Below are 15,136 nucleotides of genomic sequence, written 5' to 3'. Positions count from 1 at the left end.
GCGTCATGGCCGGACCGCTCGTGCGCTCGTCGTACCGCGCCGGCCGCCTCTACGCCCAGGCGGCGCAACACCGTATGTCGCACATGAAGGAGCCTTCGTCATGATCAACGACTCCGTTATCGAGGACGCGCAGATCCTCGAATTCGCACGTCGCTGGATGCCATACGGCGGGGGAAACTCAGGCGATCTACTCGTCGAGTTCGGCATGACGCCAGCAGGATACAGAGATCGGCTGCGACGAATTCTCGATGGACCGGTCGGCCGCCGACTCGAGCCCACCCTTCGCGCGCAACTGACCGAATTTGTTGCCGTGCAGTCACGCCGCCGAGGCAGGTAACTTTCACCGATGCGAAGTGGGAGGGGGGCGGTGTGCCGCACCCCTCCCACTTCGTCAATGTACGCTCGAGGCGCCTTCGACGACGCGCCCACGCTTGATTCCGATCGACAAGACGGCGCCCAGGAGTGAGACGCCGGCGCCGACCCACATCGTGGTGTGCATGCCGTGCATGAAGGCGGTCTCAGTTGCCGTGTGCAAGGCCGTCACTGTCTGCGGCGCCATCTCTGAGGACAGCGGAGTAACACCCTGCGCGACAGCCCGCACGGCTTCGCCCGACATGTCCCCGACAACTGCGTCGGGGACATCGTTGTCTGTCATAGCGGTAGTGAAGCTGTCGGCGACGGCGAACGCCATCACCGCACCGAGCACTGCCGTACCGAGGATGCCGCCGATCTGCAGTGACGTCTGGTGCATGCCGGCTGCCGGTCCGGCGTCGTCGACAGCCGCGTTGCCCAGCACCGCCTGAACCGACGAAGTCATGACCAAGCCGACGCCCAGTCCGAGCACCGTAAAGGGGAGGGCAAGGGAAAGGTAACTGCCATGCGGATCGACCCCGGTGAAGAGGGCGAAGCCAACTGCACTGAAGAGCATTCCACCGATGAGCGGCGGTCGTGGGCCATATCGGTCGATGATCCATCCGCTGCTGCTCGAGGCGACGACGTTCGCGACGCTGAGCGGCAAAATGTGCAGTCCGGCGGTCATCGGTGAGTCGCCATTGATCTGCTGGAGAAACAGGAGAACGAAGAAGAGGGACCCGACGAGTGAGAAGAACGAGATGATGGTCAACCCTGCGCCCAGGGAGATCGAGCGGTCAGCGAACAGGCGCAGGGGAATAAGGGGATCGACTGCGCGTTTCTCGGCGAGGACGAACGCGCCGCCGGCGACGACCCCGGCAGCCAGCAGAGTGAGGACGACGAGGTTCGTCCAGCCGACTTCCGGCGCCTGGATGAGGCCGTAGGTGATGGGGAGCAATGAGGCGGCGAGTAGAACGCTACCGGCGAGGTCGAAGGGCGTCGAGTCGACTTGTTGGCGCTTCGGCAGGACGAGCAACCCCACGACGAGCGATACGAGCGCGATCGGGACGTTGATCATGAACGCCCATCGCCAGCTGGTGTGTTCGATGAGCAGCCCGCCAAGGAGAGGGCCTGCTGCCGAGGATGCTCCGATCAGAGAGGCGAACAGCGACAGTGCCTTCGGGAGGGTCTCGGCGGGAAAGAGAGCGCGCAGAAGGGCGAGCGCATTGGTGATGATGAGGGCGCCGAACAGGCCTTGTCCGAGTCGGCCGGTGATGACGATCGTCACCGAGGGTGCGCATGCTATGGCGGCCGAGGCGGCACCGAATCCGACGATTCCGACAAGGAATACCGTCCGTCGACCGAAACGATCGCCTAGTTTTCCTGCGAGCACCAAGGTCGCGGCCATCGCGAGCAGGTAGATGTTCGTGATCCATTGCAGGCCAGAGAGGCTGGCGCCGAGGTCGTGGGCGAGGATGGGGTTTGCAACCGCGGTAATGGTTCCATCGAGTGAGACGATCAGCACACCGAGCGCGATTGCGATCATCGCAACCCAGGGGTTGGTTCGTGGGAGTGGTTCCGACGACGGTGCCGGTGTCGAGGGTTCGGTGATGTTTCCCGTAGTTGTCACGCGGGTCTTGACTTCCTTGTCGGGTTCTTGGATGGGGGCGTCGTGGTGTTGTGGTGGCCGCCCGCGGATTCGAGGGCGGGGAGAAGCGTCGCGATGCAGGTGTCGAGCTCCTGGATGAGCATGGGGACGGTGCCGGAGGAGCGTCGCCATCTGAGAAGCGCGACGCGGGATGCTCCCGCGAACGCGGCGACGGCCAGACGGGCTTCGAGATCATTGTCCGGGGGGAACGCCGGACGTGACTGGATGGCGGCGACGAGAAGCTCTTCTTGCTGGTACCCGCGTCGGAGGTTGGCGGCCAGCAGTCCGGGGTGGGTCTCGATGAAAGTGTGGAGGGCGAGGTATGTTTCCGACTCTCCAGATGTTTCGAGCCAGGCCCAGGTGTCGGCAAGGGCACGCCGAAGGCTGGTCAGTGGCGGTTCGTCCCTGGGACGGGTGCATACGCTTTCGAGGAAGCGGTCGTCGAGGTCTGCGAGATAGCCGAGGGCCAGGTCTTCCTTTGTGGGGAAGTAGCGGTATGTCGTCCGTGGTGAGATCTCGGCCGCCTCTGCGATGCCTTCGACGGTGATGCCGTCGAATCCGCGTGCGAGGAAGAGCTCTACGGCAGTGCGGGTGAGGATTCGGCGGGTCCGCGTCGCGTTGCGTTCGCGTCTTCCGGGGGCAGCCATGTCACAGATATTGGCAGTGACTGCCAATAATGGCAAGTTGTGGGCGGGGGCTGTCGTTGACATGACATCGGCGACCGCATACATTGCCCAACCAAGCACTTGTTCAATTAGGAGTCGAGTGGATACCTTCGTTGCACTGGCGTTCAGCGCCGCCGCTTACGGCGCCGTTCTGGCCCTGGCGGCGCTGGGCTTTCTAGTCCTGTACAAGGCAACGGGAGTCGTCAACTTCGCGCACGGGGATCTGATCACTTTGAGCGGCTATGTTGCTCTCTGGTTTATCACCGATCTCGGCTCTGCCCCGGTGGTGGCTTATCTGCTTGCAGTGATCACGATGGGACTGATCGGAATGGGACTCGAACGGGTCGCCTACGCGCCGTTACGGCGGCGGCCGCATCTCACCGTGCTCATTGCCACCCTCGCTGCCGCACTCGTCATTCGCGCCTTCATCTCACTGTGGCAGGGGAGCGCGCCGCAGCGCCTCCCGTCACCGGTGGACGGCGCAGTGGTCACCGTTCTGGGCGCTCCCATCGCCGCTCAACGGATACTCATCATCGTCGTCGCGCTCGTCTGTATCGCCGCAGTGATCTATGTCTTCGGTTACAGCAGCTTCGGACGACAATTGCGGGCCTTGGCGAGTGACCGGGAGACCGCAGAGCTCTACGGTGTGCGGACCGCACGAATCAGCCTGGCGGCGTGGGGTTTGTCGGCGGCGCTCGCAGCGCTGGCCGGGATCCTGGTTGCCCCGCTGTCGAGCCTCGACCTGAACTTCGGTTTCACGATCATGCTGGCTGCGTTCGCGGCCGCGGTCCTCGGCGGATTCGGGAACCTCTGGGGCGTACTGATCGGCGCGTCGGCAATCGGGGTGATCCAGTATCTCATCGGAGGTTATGTGCTCCACGACTACGCATCGATCCTGCCCTATGTCGCCATGCTGGCCATTCTCGGACTTCGACCGCAGGGACTTCTCGGCCGGACGGCGGCACGCTTGTGAAGACACTCGAGTTGGCGAGATCGGCCACCAGTCTGTACAAACGCGGTCAGTACGTCACTCTTTCGTCGGTCGTGCTGCTGGCGCTGCTCTGTTCGCAGGTCGTCAGCAAGGGCAGCTCCACCAATCTCCTGAACCTCTGGCTCGTCTACTCGATCGCCGCGCTCGGGTTCTACTGGATCTTTGCGCTGGGTGGCAGGTTCGCGTTCTCCCAGACATTCATGATGGCGCTCGGTGGCTACACCACCGCGTTCTTCGACCGCCACGGTGTCGGATTTCTCGGCTGCGTGCTCGCTGCGCTGGTCGTAACCGCCGTGTCCGCGCTCGTCGTCGGAACCGTGCTGTGGCGGACGGAGCACTTCTACTTTGCACTCGGCACACTGGCCGTCACCGAGATCGGCGTCGTGCTGTTCGGTAAAACGTCATCTTTCACCGGTACCAACGGGAATATCACCGGCATCAGCTACCCGATCTTCTTCGGGCACGAGCTGCGGACCGATGGTGAAGTCTTCTGGCTCCTCGCTGCGGTCCTCGCCGCGTTGCTGCTTCTGACAATCTGGATCTCGCGTTCGCCGGTCGCCCGCGACCTCACCGCGGTGCGTGACATGCCCACGGTGTCGAAGACACTCGGAGTCTCCGTCGATGCACTACGTATGACGACCTTCGTCACCGGCTCCGCCGTCGGCGGCCTCGCAGGCGCCCTGATCACCCACTGGCAAGGCTTCATCGGAGTCGACTCATTCGGATTGAACCTCGGAATCGGCCTGTTCCTCATGGTCATTCTCGGCGGCCTCGCGTCCCATTGGGGAGCGCTCGTCGGCGCAGCGTTCTACGTCGCGGTACCCGAGCTGCTCTCGGGTCTGCAGCAGTACATGTCCATCTTGTACGGAGCGCTGCTGCTGGTCATCATCCTGATCTTTCCCAGCGGTCTCATCGGTCTCGCCGACACGATGACCCAGTGGCGGCGGAAAGATCATCCGGGATCGGCGGCATCATGACGACCCACGGCGAGGGCATCGCAGTGTACGACCTCTCTGTCCACTTCGGCGGGGTGACCGCTGTCGACCAGGTCAGCTTCGAGATAGATGCGGGGGAGATCGTTGGCCTGATCGGGCCCAACGGCAGTGGAAAAACCACCCTGCTCAATGCTCTGACCGGGGTCGTCCCTGCGGATGGCACCCTCACCGTCGGCGGTCGAGTGATCAAGCTCGGTCGCCCGTCGCAGCCACGACGGGCACGACTGATCCGGGTTTTTCAGGCTCCGCAACTCTGTCCGAATCTCAGCTGCGTCGAGAACGTGATGCTCGGCGCGGCCGACCCCGGTGGCCGCACCCTCGGATCGGCGTGGTTTCGACGACCGGCCATGTGGCGTCACGAAACCGGCCGAATGGCTGACGCACGAAGCCAGCTCGCACGCGTCGGCCTTTCCGGGGCCGATGCGCGCCCGGCCGGCGAGCTCACGTATGGAGAGCAACGGCTGCTGGAGTTGGCACGTGCTCTCACCGCCGCGCCGCGGGTCCTCATGCTCGACGAGCCCAGCGCCGGACTAAACGACGCGGAGACCCGCGATGTGCACGATCTCCTGATGCAGATCAGGAACGAAGGGACCACGATCCTCGTCGTCGATCACAAGATCGACTTCATCGATTCGCTCTGTGACCGCATTCTCGTCCTCGAGGTCGGTCAGCTTATCGCACAAGGGATCCCGTCGCAGGTGTGGGCCGACGACCGCGTCATGGACGCATACCTGGGAGTGGCGCATGATGCTTGAAGTGTCCGGACTCGACATCCGATACGGGGCGACGCACGCGGTCCGCGGCGTCGACTTCAGCATCGACGTGAACGAAACGGTGTGTCTGCTCGGACCCAACGGGGCAGGAAAATCCTCCCTGCTCCGGAGCATCTCGCAGCTGGTGCCCTACGAAGGATCGATCCATTTCGACGGGCAGCGAATCGACAATCAGACGCCGGCAGACCTCAGCAGAGCCGGCCTGATACACGTACCCGAAGGTCGACACATCTTCCCAACCCTGTCGGTTCACGAGAACCTCCAAATGGGCGCGCACGCCCGGGCCGGGAGACCGAAGGCGTATAGCTACGACGACGTCTACACCCTCTTTCCCACACTAGCGCGGATGCGAAAAAGGCAGGGCTACGCTCTGTCCGGTGGCGAACAACAGATGGTTGCGCTCGGTCGCGCGCTGGTGGCGTCGCCCCGCCTACTCCTACTGGACGAACCTTCGCTCGGGCTCGCACCGGCCATTGTCGGGACGGTCTACAAGGCGTTGAAGGAAGTCGCCACCCGAACGACCATGCTGCTGGTCGAGCAGAACACCTCTGATGCCCTCTCGTTGGCAAGACGCGGATACGTGCTCGCCGACGGCCGGTTCACGATGCACGGTGACTCCGCCGAGCTGGCAGACCGAAGCTCAGTCCTTGCAAGCTACCTGGGTCAATCCGATGCCGAATCGAGATCAGTCTCGAAGTCGTCGCCGACTGACGAGTAGAAAGAGTCGATATGAAATCACACAGTGCTCGGTGGCGTCTCCGATCGAGCTGGATGATTGCACCGGCCGCGGTCCTGATGCTGGTGACGGCCGCCTGCAGCTCCACGGGATCCTCGACATCCGGTGGCCCGGAACAGGCGACCATCGTGGGGCTCATCGAGATCAAGGGTGACTCGCCAAACGCGTTGAACGACTACAACAACGGCGCACAGATGGCCGTCGACGCGATCAACCGAGCCGGGGGCGTCCTGGGAAGGCCGATGGACTACCGGAGGATTCCCGCGTCCGTCACGGACCCGCAGGCCGCACGAACGGCCTTCCTCAAGGCAGTCGACGAGAACCCGAGCGCGATCATCGGCTTTCCCGGGGGCGGATCATTGGAGGCCCTCACCCGCGATGTCGACTCGGCGGCGATCCCGATGATTCACATCAGCAGCGACGGCAAGCTTGCCCGAGGTGCCGAGTCCGGAAGCGAATGGCTGTTCTCGGTCAACCCCGATGACACTGCGCGCGCAACGAACGCCGTCGCCCTAGCCGGCAAGCTGGGTGGGAAACGGATCGGCATCGTCGCCACGGACGAGACCTTCGGCAGGGTATCCGCACAGAATTCGATCGACGCAATCGAAGCGGCAGGACTCGAGCTGGGCACGGTCCGCTACGTACCACCGACGGTGACAGACCTGACCGGAACGATTCTGGATTTGCGGGACTCGGATGTCATCCTCTCGTGGACGTTCCCGAACGTGCTTGCACTGCAGCTCAATCAGATGGCACAGAACGCCATCAGCACACCGGTCATCACGGGGAACTCGGGTCCACTGGTGACCTCCGGTAACCTCGCTGACGAGAACGCGCGGCGCCCCCTGCACGCCGTGACACCGTGCGCCCCGGCGATTGGGGACAGTGCAGTCGGACGCACGTTCGCTGCCGACTACCAGGCAAGGTTCGGCGCCACCCCGACGGCTTCCGCGACGCAGGTCTACGACTCCGTTCGATTGCTCGCGGCTGCGATGGAATCCGCCGGAACGGTCTCGGACCACGATGCCATCGCCGAAAGCTTGCGAGCGATCGAATGGGACCAGGGTGCCTGCGCCGCGATGTACAAGTCCGACGGTGCACAGTTCCTCGGCCATCAGATGGTTGCCGAGGCGTTCGCGGGCCCGGGAACGATCGTCGATCGCTACGATGTCGTGCCCTCGGACGAACGGTGACGCCCCGACCCTCACCCATACATCCATTCATTTCGACAAGGAGTTACTTCATGCCAGAGGCAGTCATCGTCTCCGCTGTGCGCTCACCGATCGGTAAGGCCGGCAAGGGCTCGCTGCAGAGCATCCGCCCGGACGAATTGGCCACGCAGATGGTCGCGGCGGCGTTGGCGCAGGTACCCGCACTCGACCCTGCGCAGATCGACGACCTTCTCCTCGGGTGCGGTCAGCCCGCGGGCCAGTCCGGGTTCAACATGGCCCGCGTCGTCGCCGTCGAACTCGGCTACGACTTCCTGCCCGGCGTCACCGTGAACCGGTATTGCTCGTCGTCGCTCCAGACCACCCGAATGGCGCTACACGCGATCCGTGCCGGGGAGGGCGATGTGTTCGTCTCCGCGGGGGTGGAGTCGGTGTCGAGTTTCGTCACCGGCAACGCCGATGGCCTGCCGAACACCAAGAACGAGCGGTTCGCCGACGCCCAGGGGCGCACAACCGAGTCCGCGCAGGGCGGGATGCAATGGTCCGATCCGCGCGAGCAGGGGCTGCTCCCCGATGTCTACATCGGGATGGGGCAGACCGCGGAGAACGTCGCGTCGGCGACGGGAATCTCCCGCGAGGAGCAGGACCGCTGGGCGGTGCGGTCGCAGAACCGGGCCGAGGAAGCGATCGACAACGGGTTCTTCGCCCGGGAGATCACCCCGGTGACGCTGCCCGACGGCACCGTCGTCAGCACCGACGACGGCCCGCGTCCGGGCACCACGTACGAGGCGGTCAGCCGGCTGAAGCCGGTCTTCCGGCCGGATGGCTCGGTCACCGCCGGTAACGCGTGCCCGCTCAACGATGGCGCCGCGGCACTGGTGATCATGTCGGACACCAAGGCGAAGGAACTGGGCCTGACCCCGCTGGCGCGGATCGTGTCCACCGCGGTGTCGGGGCTGTCGCCGGAGATCATGGGCTTGGGGCCGGTCGAGGCGGTCACGCGGGCGCTGGACCGGGCGAAGATGAGCGTCGGCGACATCGACTTGTTCGAGATCAACGAGGCGTTCGCGGTCCAGGTGCTCGGCTCGGCCCGCGAGCTGAAGATCGACGAGGACAAGCTGAACATCTCCGGCGGCGCCATTGCGCTCGGCCACCCGTTCGGCATGACCGGCGCTCGCATCACCGCGACCCTGTTGAATAATCTGCGCACCCACGACAGGCAGTTCGGCGTGGAGACCATGTGCGTCGGCGGCGGCCAGGGCATGGCCATGGTCCTCGAACGGCTCAGCTAGGGGCAGGTCGGCGCTGCGATCTGTACTCACTCCATCTGCAGGCGATATCGTGAGACGGCAGCGCGTAGAGGGTGAAGTGCATGGTCGATCCGCAGGAGACACAGCGTGATGTGACGCCGCCTGTGGCCGACGAGCTCGAGGCCGTGGGGTTCGCGGACGCAGTGGAGATCGGCCACGGGGGTTTCGGCGTTGTCTATCGCTGTGAACAGGTGGGGCTCGACAGGACCGTGGCGGTCAAGGTCCTGACGGCCGACCTCGACGACGAGAACCGCGCCCGGTTCTTCCGTGAACAACGGGCGATGGGCAGGCTGACCGGTCATCCCAATATCGTCAACGTGCTTCAAGTCGGCGCGACGGACAGCGGGCGGCCGTACATTGTGATGCCCTACCACCCGCAGGAGTCCCTCGACTCCCAGCTACGTAGATCCGGACCCCTCAGCATCGTCGACGCACTTCGCCTCGGTGTGAAGATGGCAGGGGCGCTGGAAACCGCGCACCGACTCGGAATACTCCATCGCGATGTGAAACCAGCCAACATCCTCCTCACCGATTACGGGGAACCCGCGCTGGCAGATTTCGGAATCGCGCACATCGCGGGCGGATTCGAAACCGGAACCGGAACAGTCACCGGATCGCCGGCGTTCACCGCCCCGGAGGTACTCCGAGGAGACACCCCCGGCGCAGGCTCGGACATCTACAGCCTCGGAGCGACGCTCTTCTGCGCAATCACCGGACATGCGGCGTTCGAACGCCGCAGCGGTGAGCAGGTGATCGCCCAGTTTCTCCGGATTACCACGCAACCGACTCCGGATCTGCGGGAGCACGGCATCCCGGACGCGATATGTGCGGTCGTCGAACATGCGATGGCGGGCGACCCGTCAGCGCGCCCGATGTCGGCCGCCTCGTTCGGAGAGGAGCTTCGTGAACTTCAAGCTGCCCAAAATTTTCCGGTCGACGACATGGCGCTGCATGCCGACGCGAGGGCGACTGCGAAACGCGAAGGCAGTCACGCCAGCGCTGGTACCCAGACGTCTGGTCGCCCCGACAATGACCGGGCTGATCACATCCAGTCTGGAAACGATCGAACAGCACCGCCGCTCCGCAATCCTCGCGGGAATCTCCCGCTCGAATTGACGAGTTTCGTCGGCCGGCGATCGGAGCTGGCGGAAATCAAGCGGCTCATCTCCACCTCGCGGCTGTTGACGTTGACCGGATTGGGCGGAGTCGGAAAGACCCGACTGGCGCTGCGAGCGGCAACGAACACCAGGCGAGCATTCGACGACGGGGTGTGGCTCGTCGAGCTCGCGGAGCTTCGGGACGGATCACTCGTCGCCGACGTGGTCGCGGCTGAATTGGGTCTGCGCGATCAATCCGCCCGTCCGACGGAGGACGTTCTCGTCGCCTTCCTCGCGCCGCGGAAGGCGCTGCTGGTCCTCGACAATTGCGAGCAGGTGGTCGCGGCGGCCGCCCAGCTGGTGGAGACGCTGCTTCGCCGATGCCCCGACATTCGGGTCCTGGCGACGAGCCGCGAAATCCTCGACATCAGCGGCGAAGCATCATTTCGCGTTCCCCCGCTCACGGTCCCCGACACCGGCCACGAGCCGACCCTGCGCGGAATGCCGCAATACGACGCGATCACCCTCTTCGCCGAACGAGCTGCCACCACCGTCCCAGATTTCGAGCTGACCGATGACAATCGGTCCGCAGTCGCCGAAATCTGCCAGGAACTCGACGGCCTCCCCTTGCCGATTGAACTGGCCGCCGCGCGCCTGCGCGCGATGTCGGTCGATCAGATTCGCGAGCGGCTCGGCGGCAAATACGACGTACTCTCGCGCGGCAGCCGGGACGCACCCACACGACAGCAGACGCTACGATTCTGCATCGATTGGAGCTACGAGCTGTGTACGCCCGACGAACAGCTGGTGTGGTCGCGACTCGCGGTCTTTGCGGGGTCATTCGAGCTGGACGCGGCCGAGTGGGTCTGTAGCGAGGATCTGCCCGCAACCAACTTCCTCGATGTCATCACCTCCCTCGTCGACAAGTCGATCCTCATACGCGAGACAGTGGAATCGGTCGTGCGTTTTCGACTGATATCGACACTACGCGACTATGGACTCGAGAAACTCTCGGCTACAGACGATTACATGCCGCTGTCCTGCCGGCACCGAGATTGGTATCGCCAACTCGCGTCCGGCGCGGAATCCGACTGGATCAGTTCACGACAACTGGCATGGATCTCCCGTTTGAACCGCGAACGCCCGAATCTCAGACGTGCGATGGAGTTCTCGCTGTCCGAGTCCGCAGAGCCCGTGGTGGCACTTCAGATCGCAACCGCACTCTTCCTGTTCTGGTCCTCGGGGGGCCTGTTCAAAGAGGGACGCTACTGGTTCGACCGGATACTGTCCGACCAGAGCGGTGAACCGACTTCGGAACGAATCAAGGCACTGTATGCCGACAGTGTGCTGGCGGAGGTGCAGGGCGACCTGCCCGCCGGGACTGCCCTGGTCGAAGAGGGGCATGCGGTTGCAGCGCAACTGGCCGACCCGCTCGCTCACGCCCTCATCGCGCACGCCGAGGGACTGTCTGCCCTCTTCGGTGGTGAACTGGCGCGGGCATGCACACTCCTCGAGGACGCGCTGCACGTCTTCGGAGAGCAAGCGCCGCTGTCCATGCAGGTCGGTGCCTCGTACGTGCTCGGGTGGGCATACGGAATGCGCGGTGACAACGACCGCGCGATCGAATACTTCGCCCTGGTCCGCGCAATCACGGAACCCCGAGGAGAAGTGGTCAACCGCTCCTACGCGCTGTGGGCGATGGGCGTGGCCGAGTGGCGACGAGAAGCCCCCGACACCGCCGTCCAACTCCTCGGCCGCAGCCTGCAGTTGGCACGGGCGGTGCCTGATCCCCTGACCGGGGCCACCTGTCTGGAGGCGCTCGCATGGGTCGCAGGCGGACGCGAACCCGAGCGTGCCGTGACCCTCATGGCGGCCGCTGAGAATCTCGTCCAGTCCGTCGGTAGCTCCACCGTGATTTTTCCCGATCTGCGACGTCACCACGACGATTGCGTCGACCGAAGTCGTAAGGTGCTGGGCGACCGGCGCTACGAGTCCGCCTGGAAGAAGGGCGCATCGATGTCCTTCGACTCGGCCCTCGCCTACGCGATCGGCACGAGCACCCCCAAGCGATCCGAAACCGGCCAGGAGGAAGTGCTCACAAAACGCGAACGTCAGGTGGCGGACCTCGTGGCGCAGGGCATGACAAACAAGGAAATCGCCGCACAACTCGTCATTTCCCAACGCACCGCACAAGGCCACGTCGAGCACGTTCTTGTCAAACTCGGGTTCAACTCACGAGCGCAGATCGCGGCCTGGGTGGCCGAACACCGGCGATAAGACGACGCGTTCTTGACTTCCGTGGACCGAGTCGTAAGCTACCCGTGTAGCAAGCGATTGCTTGGTATCGATGGAACGGGCGGCACTCGACCACGGGCGGCCGCCGAAATGCATCCAACTGTCGGCGTTCACGCCTACACATCGGGGGAGTCGAGCACCACTCCGTGAAGGGAATGAGATGAACACTCGCGTCGCCGGTTCGGGGAGCGGATCCCTGTTCGTCACTGGCGCGTCCAGCGGATTTGGTGCACACGTCAGCGCCATGATGGCGGCGAGAGGTCGCCAGGTTGTCGCCTCCATGCGTGACGCGTCCAAGTCCGACTACCTGTACGACCTGATGGGTCGCTATGGCGCAGAGCCCAGTCGTCTGAGCATCATCGAACTCGACGTGACGTCGCCGGAATCACGGGAAGGAGCCGTCGAGTACCTGAATGGCATGGCGCGTCCACTGGAGACGGTCCTCCACTGCGCGGGCTACACCACGGCGGCGTTCTTCGAAGATCTGCCCTCGGAGTCGATCCGCGATCAGTTCGAGACGAACTTCTTCGGGGCCGTCGAGCTGACCAAATTGCTACTTCCGGGTCTGAGGAGCCGCCGCGGCGGGACGATTGCTGTCATATCCTCGAATGCCGTCAACATCGCGCATCCGATGTACTCCATCTACGCGGCGAGCAAGTGGTCCCTCGAGGGCTGGGCCGAGGCGCTGTCGATCGAGTTGGCCCCGTTCGGGGTCGACGTCCTGATTCTCCAGCCCGGCAACCACGACACCGCATTTGCCTCGAACGTGGTGTCGATCAGCCCCGAGGCCAGTCCATACGCTGGACTGCATGCTGCCGCGATGGGGAAGCTGCAGGCTCTCGGAGACCGCGCGCGCCCCACCGTCAAGGCCGCGACCGAAATCTGTGATGCCTTGGAAGCCGAGTCGCGTCCGTTGCGTCTGCGTATCGGAAACGACGACAAGCTGATGGCTGCGCTGGCTCGCTGGGCGCCATACGGGGTGCGCAGGCGCATCGTCGAACGCATCACCGGACTGTCCAGGAGCGCACTTGCCGCGGAAGGCCCCGGCAACGTGACACTGACGACGAAATAAGGAAGTCATGAGTACAAGTGGAAGATTCGATGGCCAGGTAGCATTCATCACGGGCGCTGCCCGCGGTCAAGGGCGCAGTCACGCGGTTCGGCTCGCCGCAGAGGGTGCCTCCATCATCGCCGTCGACATTTGCGATCAAATCGACAGCGTGCCATATGGAATGGCCACACCGGAAGATCTCCATGAGACCGTTTCCCAGGTCGAGGAAGCAGGGGGCAAGATCTATGCCGCTGTCGCCGACGTCCGGGACCGTGCAACGCTGGAAACCGCGCTCAGCGAAGGGGTCGCCCGTTTCGGTGTCCCCGATATCGTTCTCGCCAATGCAGGAATCTCACCCCAGCGCGCGTCGGAGCCGGACCCGCAGCAGGTGTTCATCGATACGGTAGAGACGAATCTCGTGGGAGTCTGGAATACCGTCAGCCTCGTCGCACCGATGATGATCGCGCGGAATGAGGGTGGCGCCATCGTAATCACCAGTTCCGCTCAGGGGCTCATCGGACGCGGAGGTGACGGCTCAGGGGCAGCAAGCGCCTACACGGCGAGCAAGCACGGCGTCGTCGGCTTGATGCGATCGTTCTCAGCCTGGCTCGCTCCGCACTCGATCAGAGTCAACACGATTCATCCGACCGGAGTCCATACTGCGATGGTCGAGCACGAGGACATGATGGCCTGGGTGGCGGCCGACCCCGACCGTGCCGCGACCATGTCCAATCCGATGCCCATCGACATGGTCGACGTCTCCGATGTCACGGAGGCGGTGCTCTATCTCGTCGGCGAATCCGGGCGGTACATCACCGGTGTGACGCTGCCCGTGGACGCGGGCTTCACCAGCAAGTAGGACACGACGCAAGGAGATCGGGGGTGCTCAATGGAAGCGACGAGTGGGAAATCTACTCCAACATTGTGCGCATCGCCCGCGCAATGGACCAGCGGAACTGGGCGGCGATCGAAAACATTCTGACACCGAATGCGACCGGAGACTTCGGAACCGGCGTGATGTCGTCATCGTCGGAGATCGTTTGCCTCCTGCGCGGGTTCCTCGACCTCTGTGGGCCAACCCAACATCTCATCGGGAGCGTTCTGATAGACGTTGACGGCCCCGAAGCGAAGAGTCAGGCGTATGTTGCCGATACTCACCTGGGCGCGGGCGATCTGGAAGGTGCCGAATTTCGAACCCTGGGCGACTATCACGACTCGTGGATTCGCACGCCCACCGGATGGCGACTTACCCACAGGGAGAAGCGTCATGCTGGATTCGTCGGTAACCCACTCGTGGTTGGGTTTACCGAGAGAGGGGAGGACCATTGCCGGCATTGACGGTGCGCCTTCCGGCGCCGATCGGCGAAGCGTGGGACTGGCAACTGGCGGCCGCCTGTCGGGATGCCGACCCTCTGGTCTTCTTCCACCCCGACAACGAGCGAGGCGAACCGCGCGCGAGTCGAGTGCGTGCGGCCAAGCGCATCTGCCGACGTTGCCCCGTACGAGCGCTGTGCCTGGGTTACGCACTCGAATCAGGAGAGCACCACGGAACCTGGGGCGGATACACCGAGGACGAACGACGAACACTGCACCGACAGGCCACGCAGCATGAGCGCGATCGGGGTTCGGGCGCTGACTGACGACGCGACACGAAATAGGACAGGTAGGACCTCGAGTTGACCGAGATGCGACCAATGGTCATCGCCTCCCCGAGTCTGTCGGCCATGCGGCGGGTGTTGCGGCGGGCGCGGGACGGTGCCACGTTGAACGTGGACGAGGCGACGGTGTTGTTGCAGGCCCGTGGCGAGGATCTGGTGGATCTGTGTTCGTCGGCGGCGAAGGTGCGCGATGCCGGGTTGCTGGCGGCGGGTCGGCCGAGGGCGGTGACGTATTCGCGGAAGGTGTTCATCCCGCTGACGCGGTTGTGCCGGGACAAGTGCCATTACTGCACGTTCGTGACGGTGCCGGGCAAACTGCGGGCGGAGGGGCGCGGGGCGTACCTGGAGCCGGACGAGGTCCTCGAGATCGCCCGGCAGGGCGCCGAATTGGGCTGCA

Annotated in this window: 14 protein-coding genes and 1 pseudogene; 13 read left to right on the top strand and 2 right to left on the bottom strand. The window is 64.1% G+C overall.

Translation table 11 applies throughout. The features are described from left to right. The first annotated feature begins 100 nt into the window (after nucleotides 1-100). Complete coding sequence (locus tag P3H15_RS50695) at nucleotides 101-337, top strand: DUF3263 domain-containing protein (protein ID WP_276144267.1); 237 nt, start codon at nucleotides 101-103, stop codon at nucleotides 335-337. A gap of 54 nt (nucleotides 338-391) precedes the next feature. On the opposite strand, the gene P3H15_RS50690 is transcribed toward P3H15_RS50695, so the two are convergent. Beyond that, the gene (locus tag P3H15_RS50690; RefSeq protein WP_276144266.1) at nucleotides 392-1,981 is read right to left on the bottom strand and encodes an MFS transporter; all 1,590 of its coding nucleotides are present in this window, start codon (nucleotides 1,979-1,981) and stop codon (nucleotides 392-394) included. Further along, a complete protein-coding gene (locus tag P3H15_RS50685; protein ID WP_276144265.1) occupies nucleotides 1,978-2,646 on the bottom strand; it encodes a TetR/AcrR family transcriptional regulator in 669 nt (222 codons plus the stop codon). Before P3H15_RS50685 ends, P3H15_RS50690 begins: the two co-directional genes overlap by 4 nt. 118 nt (nucleotides 2,647-2,764) lie before the next feature. Here P3H15_RS50685 and P3H15_RS50680 point away from each other — a divergent pair, with 118 nt between their 5' ends. From P3H15_RS50680 to fbiC, 12 genes and pseudogenes are all read left to right on the top strand, one after another. Continuing rightward, nucleotides 2,765-3,637, top strand: coding sequence for a branched-chain amino acid ABC transporter permease (locus P3H15_RS50680; RefSeq protein ID WP_276144264.1), 873 nt, complete (start codon nucleotides 2,765-2,767; stop codon nucleotides 3,635-3,637). Next, the gene (locus P3H15_RS50675; RefSeq protein WP_276144263.1) at nucleotides 3,634-4,632 is read left to right on the top strand and encodes a branched-chain amino acid ABC transporter permease; all 999 of its coding nucleotides are present in this window, start codon (nucleotides 3,634-3,636) and stop codon (nucleotides 4,630-4,632) included. The genes P3H15_RS50680 and P3H15_RS50675 overlap by 4 nt, the downstream gene beginning before the upstream one ends. After that, nucleotides 4,629-5,405, top strand: coding sequence for an ABC transporter ATP-binding protein (locus P3H15_RS50670; RefSeq protein WP_276144262.1), 777 nt, complete (start codon nucleotides 4,629-4,631; stop codon nucleotides 5,403-5,405). Before P3H15_RS50675 ends, P3H15_RS50670 begins: the two co-directional genes overlap by 4 nt. Continuing rightward, the gene (locus tag P3H15_RS50665; RefSeq protein ID WP_276144261.1) at nucleotides 5,395-6,141 is read left to right on the top strand and encodes an ABC transporter ATP-binding protein; all 747 of its coding nucleotides are present in this window, start codon (nucleotides 5,395-5,397) and stop codon (nucleotides 6,139-6,141) included. Before P3H15_RS50670 ends, P3H15_RS50665 begins: the two co-directional genes overlap by 11 nt. Nucleotides 6,142-6,194: 53 nt before the next feature. Continuing rightward, the gene (locus P3H15_RS50660; RefSeq protein WP_276144260.1) at nucleotides 6,195-7,352 is read left to right on the top strand and encodes an ABC transporter substrate-binding protein; all 1,158 of its coding nucleotides are present in this window, start codon (nucleotides 6,195-6,197) and stop codon (nucleotides 7,350-7,352) included. Nucleotides 7,353-7,402: 50 nt separating this feature from the next. Beyond that, nucleotides 7,403-8,620: an acetyl-CoA C-acetyltransferase gene (locus P3H15_RS50655; protein WP_276144259.1), complete on the top strand. Its 1,218-nt coding sequence runs from the start codon at nucleotides 7,403-7,405 to the stop codon at nucleotides 8,618-8,620. Nucleotides 8,621-8,700: 80 nt separating this feature from the next. Continuing rightward, entirely contained in the window at nucleotides 8,701-12,012 is a 3,312-nt protein-coding gene (locus P3H15_RS50650) for a protein kinase (RefSeq protein ID WP_276144258.1), read from the top strand. 178 nt (nucleotides 12,013-12,190) lie between these two features. Then, entirely contained in the window at nucleotides 12,191-13,102 is a 912-nt protein-coding gene (locus P3H15_RS50645) for an SDR family NAD(P)-dependent oxidoreductase (RefSeq protein WP_276144257.1), read from the top strand. A gap of 7 nt (nucleotides 13,103-13,109) precedes the next feature. Continuing rightward, entirely contained in the window at nucleotides 13,110-13,940 is an 831-nt protein-coding gene (locus tag P3H15_RS50640) for a mycofactocin-coupled SDR family oxidoreductase (protein WP_276144256.1), read from the top strand. Between the two features lie 23 nt (nucleotides 13,941-13,963). Then, nucleotides 13,964-14,419 carry a nuclear transport factor 2 family protein gene (locus P3H15_RS50635; RefSeq protein WP_276144255.1) on the top strand — a complete coding sequence of 152 codons (456 nt, stop codon included), beginning with the start codon at nucleotides 13,964-13,966 and terminating at the stop codon, nucleotides 14,417-14,419. A 2-nt stretch (nucleotides 14,420-14,421) separates the two neighbouring features. Beyond that, complete coding sequence (locus P3H15_RS50630) at nucleotides 14,422-14,721, top strand: WhiB family transcriptional regulator (RefSeq protein ID WP_276144268.1); 300 nt, start codon at nucleotides 14,422-14,424, stop codon at nucleotides 14,719-14,721. Nucleotides 14,722-14,766: 45 nt separating this feature from the next. Then, a pseudogene (fbiC, locus tag P3H15_RS50625) lies at nucleotides 14,767-15,136 on the top strand (7,8-didemethyl-8-hydroxy-5-deazariboflavin synthase); the annotation flags it as partial.

The sequence above is a fragment of the Rhodococcus sp. T2V genome, from assembly GCF_029269925.1.
GTDB lineage: Bacteria > Actinomycetota > Actinomycetes > Mycobacteriales > Mycobacteriaceae > Rhodococcus_F > Rhodococcus_F koreensis.
This window is presented reverse-complemented; position numbering and strand designations above follow the sequence as displayed.

Bases quoted from the DNA above. Each gene is read 5' to 3' on its own strand.
- P3H15_RS50695 (WP_276144267.1), top strand. From the start codon at position 101: ATGATCAACGACTCCGTTATCGAGGACGCGCAGATCCTCGAATTCGCA.
- P3H15_RS50685 (WP_276144265.1), bottom strand. From the start codon at position 2,646: ATGGCTGCCCCCGGAAGACGCGAACGCAACGCGACGCGGACCCGCCGA.
- P3H15_RS50670 (WP_276144262.1), top strand. From the start codon at position 4,629: ATGACGACCCACGGCGAGGGCATCGCAGTGTACGACCTCTCTGTCCAC.
- P3H15_RS50665 (WP_276144261.1), top strand. From the start codon at position 5,395: ATGATGCTTGAAGTGTCCGGACTCGACATCCGATACGGGGCGACGCAC.
- P3H15_RS50660 (WP_276144260.1), top strand. From the start codon at position 6,195: ATGATTGCACCGGCCGCGGTCCTGATGCTGGTGACGGCCGCCTGCAGC.
- P3H15_RS50655 (WP_276144259.1), top strand. From the start codon at position 7,403: ATGCCAGAGGCAGTCATCGTCTCCGCTGTGCGCTCACCGATCGGTAAG.
- P3H15_RS50650 (WP_276144258.1), top strand. From the start codon at position 8,701: ATGGTCGATCCGCAGGAGACACAGCGTGATGTGACGCCGCCTGTGGCC.
- P3H15_RS50645 (WP_276144257.1), top strand. From the start codon at position 12,191: ATGAACACTCGCGTCGCCGGTTCGGGGAGCGGATCCCTGTTCGTCACT.
- P3H15_RS50640 (WP_276144256.1), top strand. From the start codon at position 13,110: ATGAGTACAAGTGGAAGATTCGATGGCCAGGTAGCATTCATCACGGGC.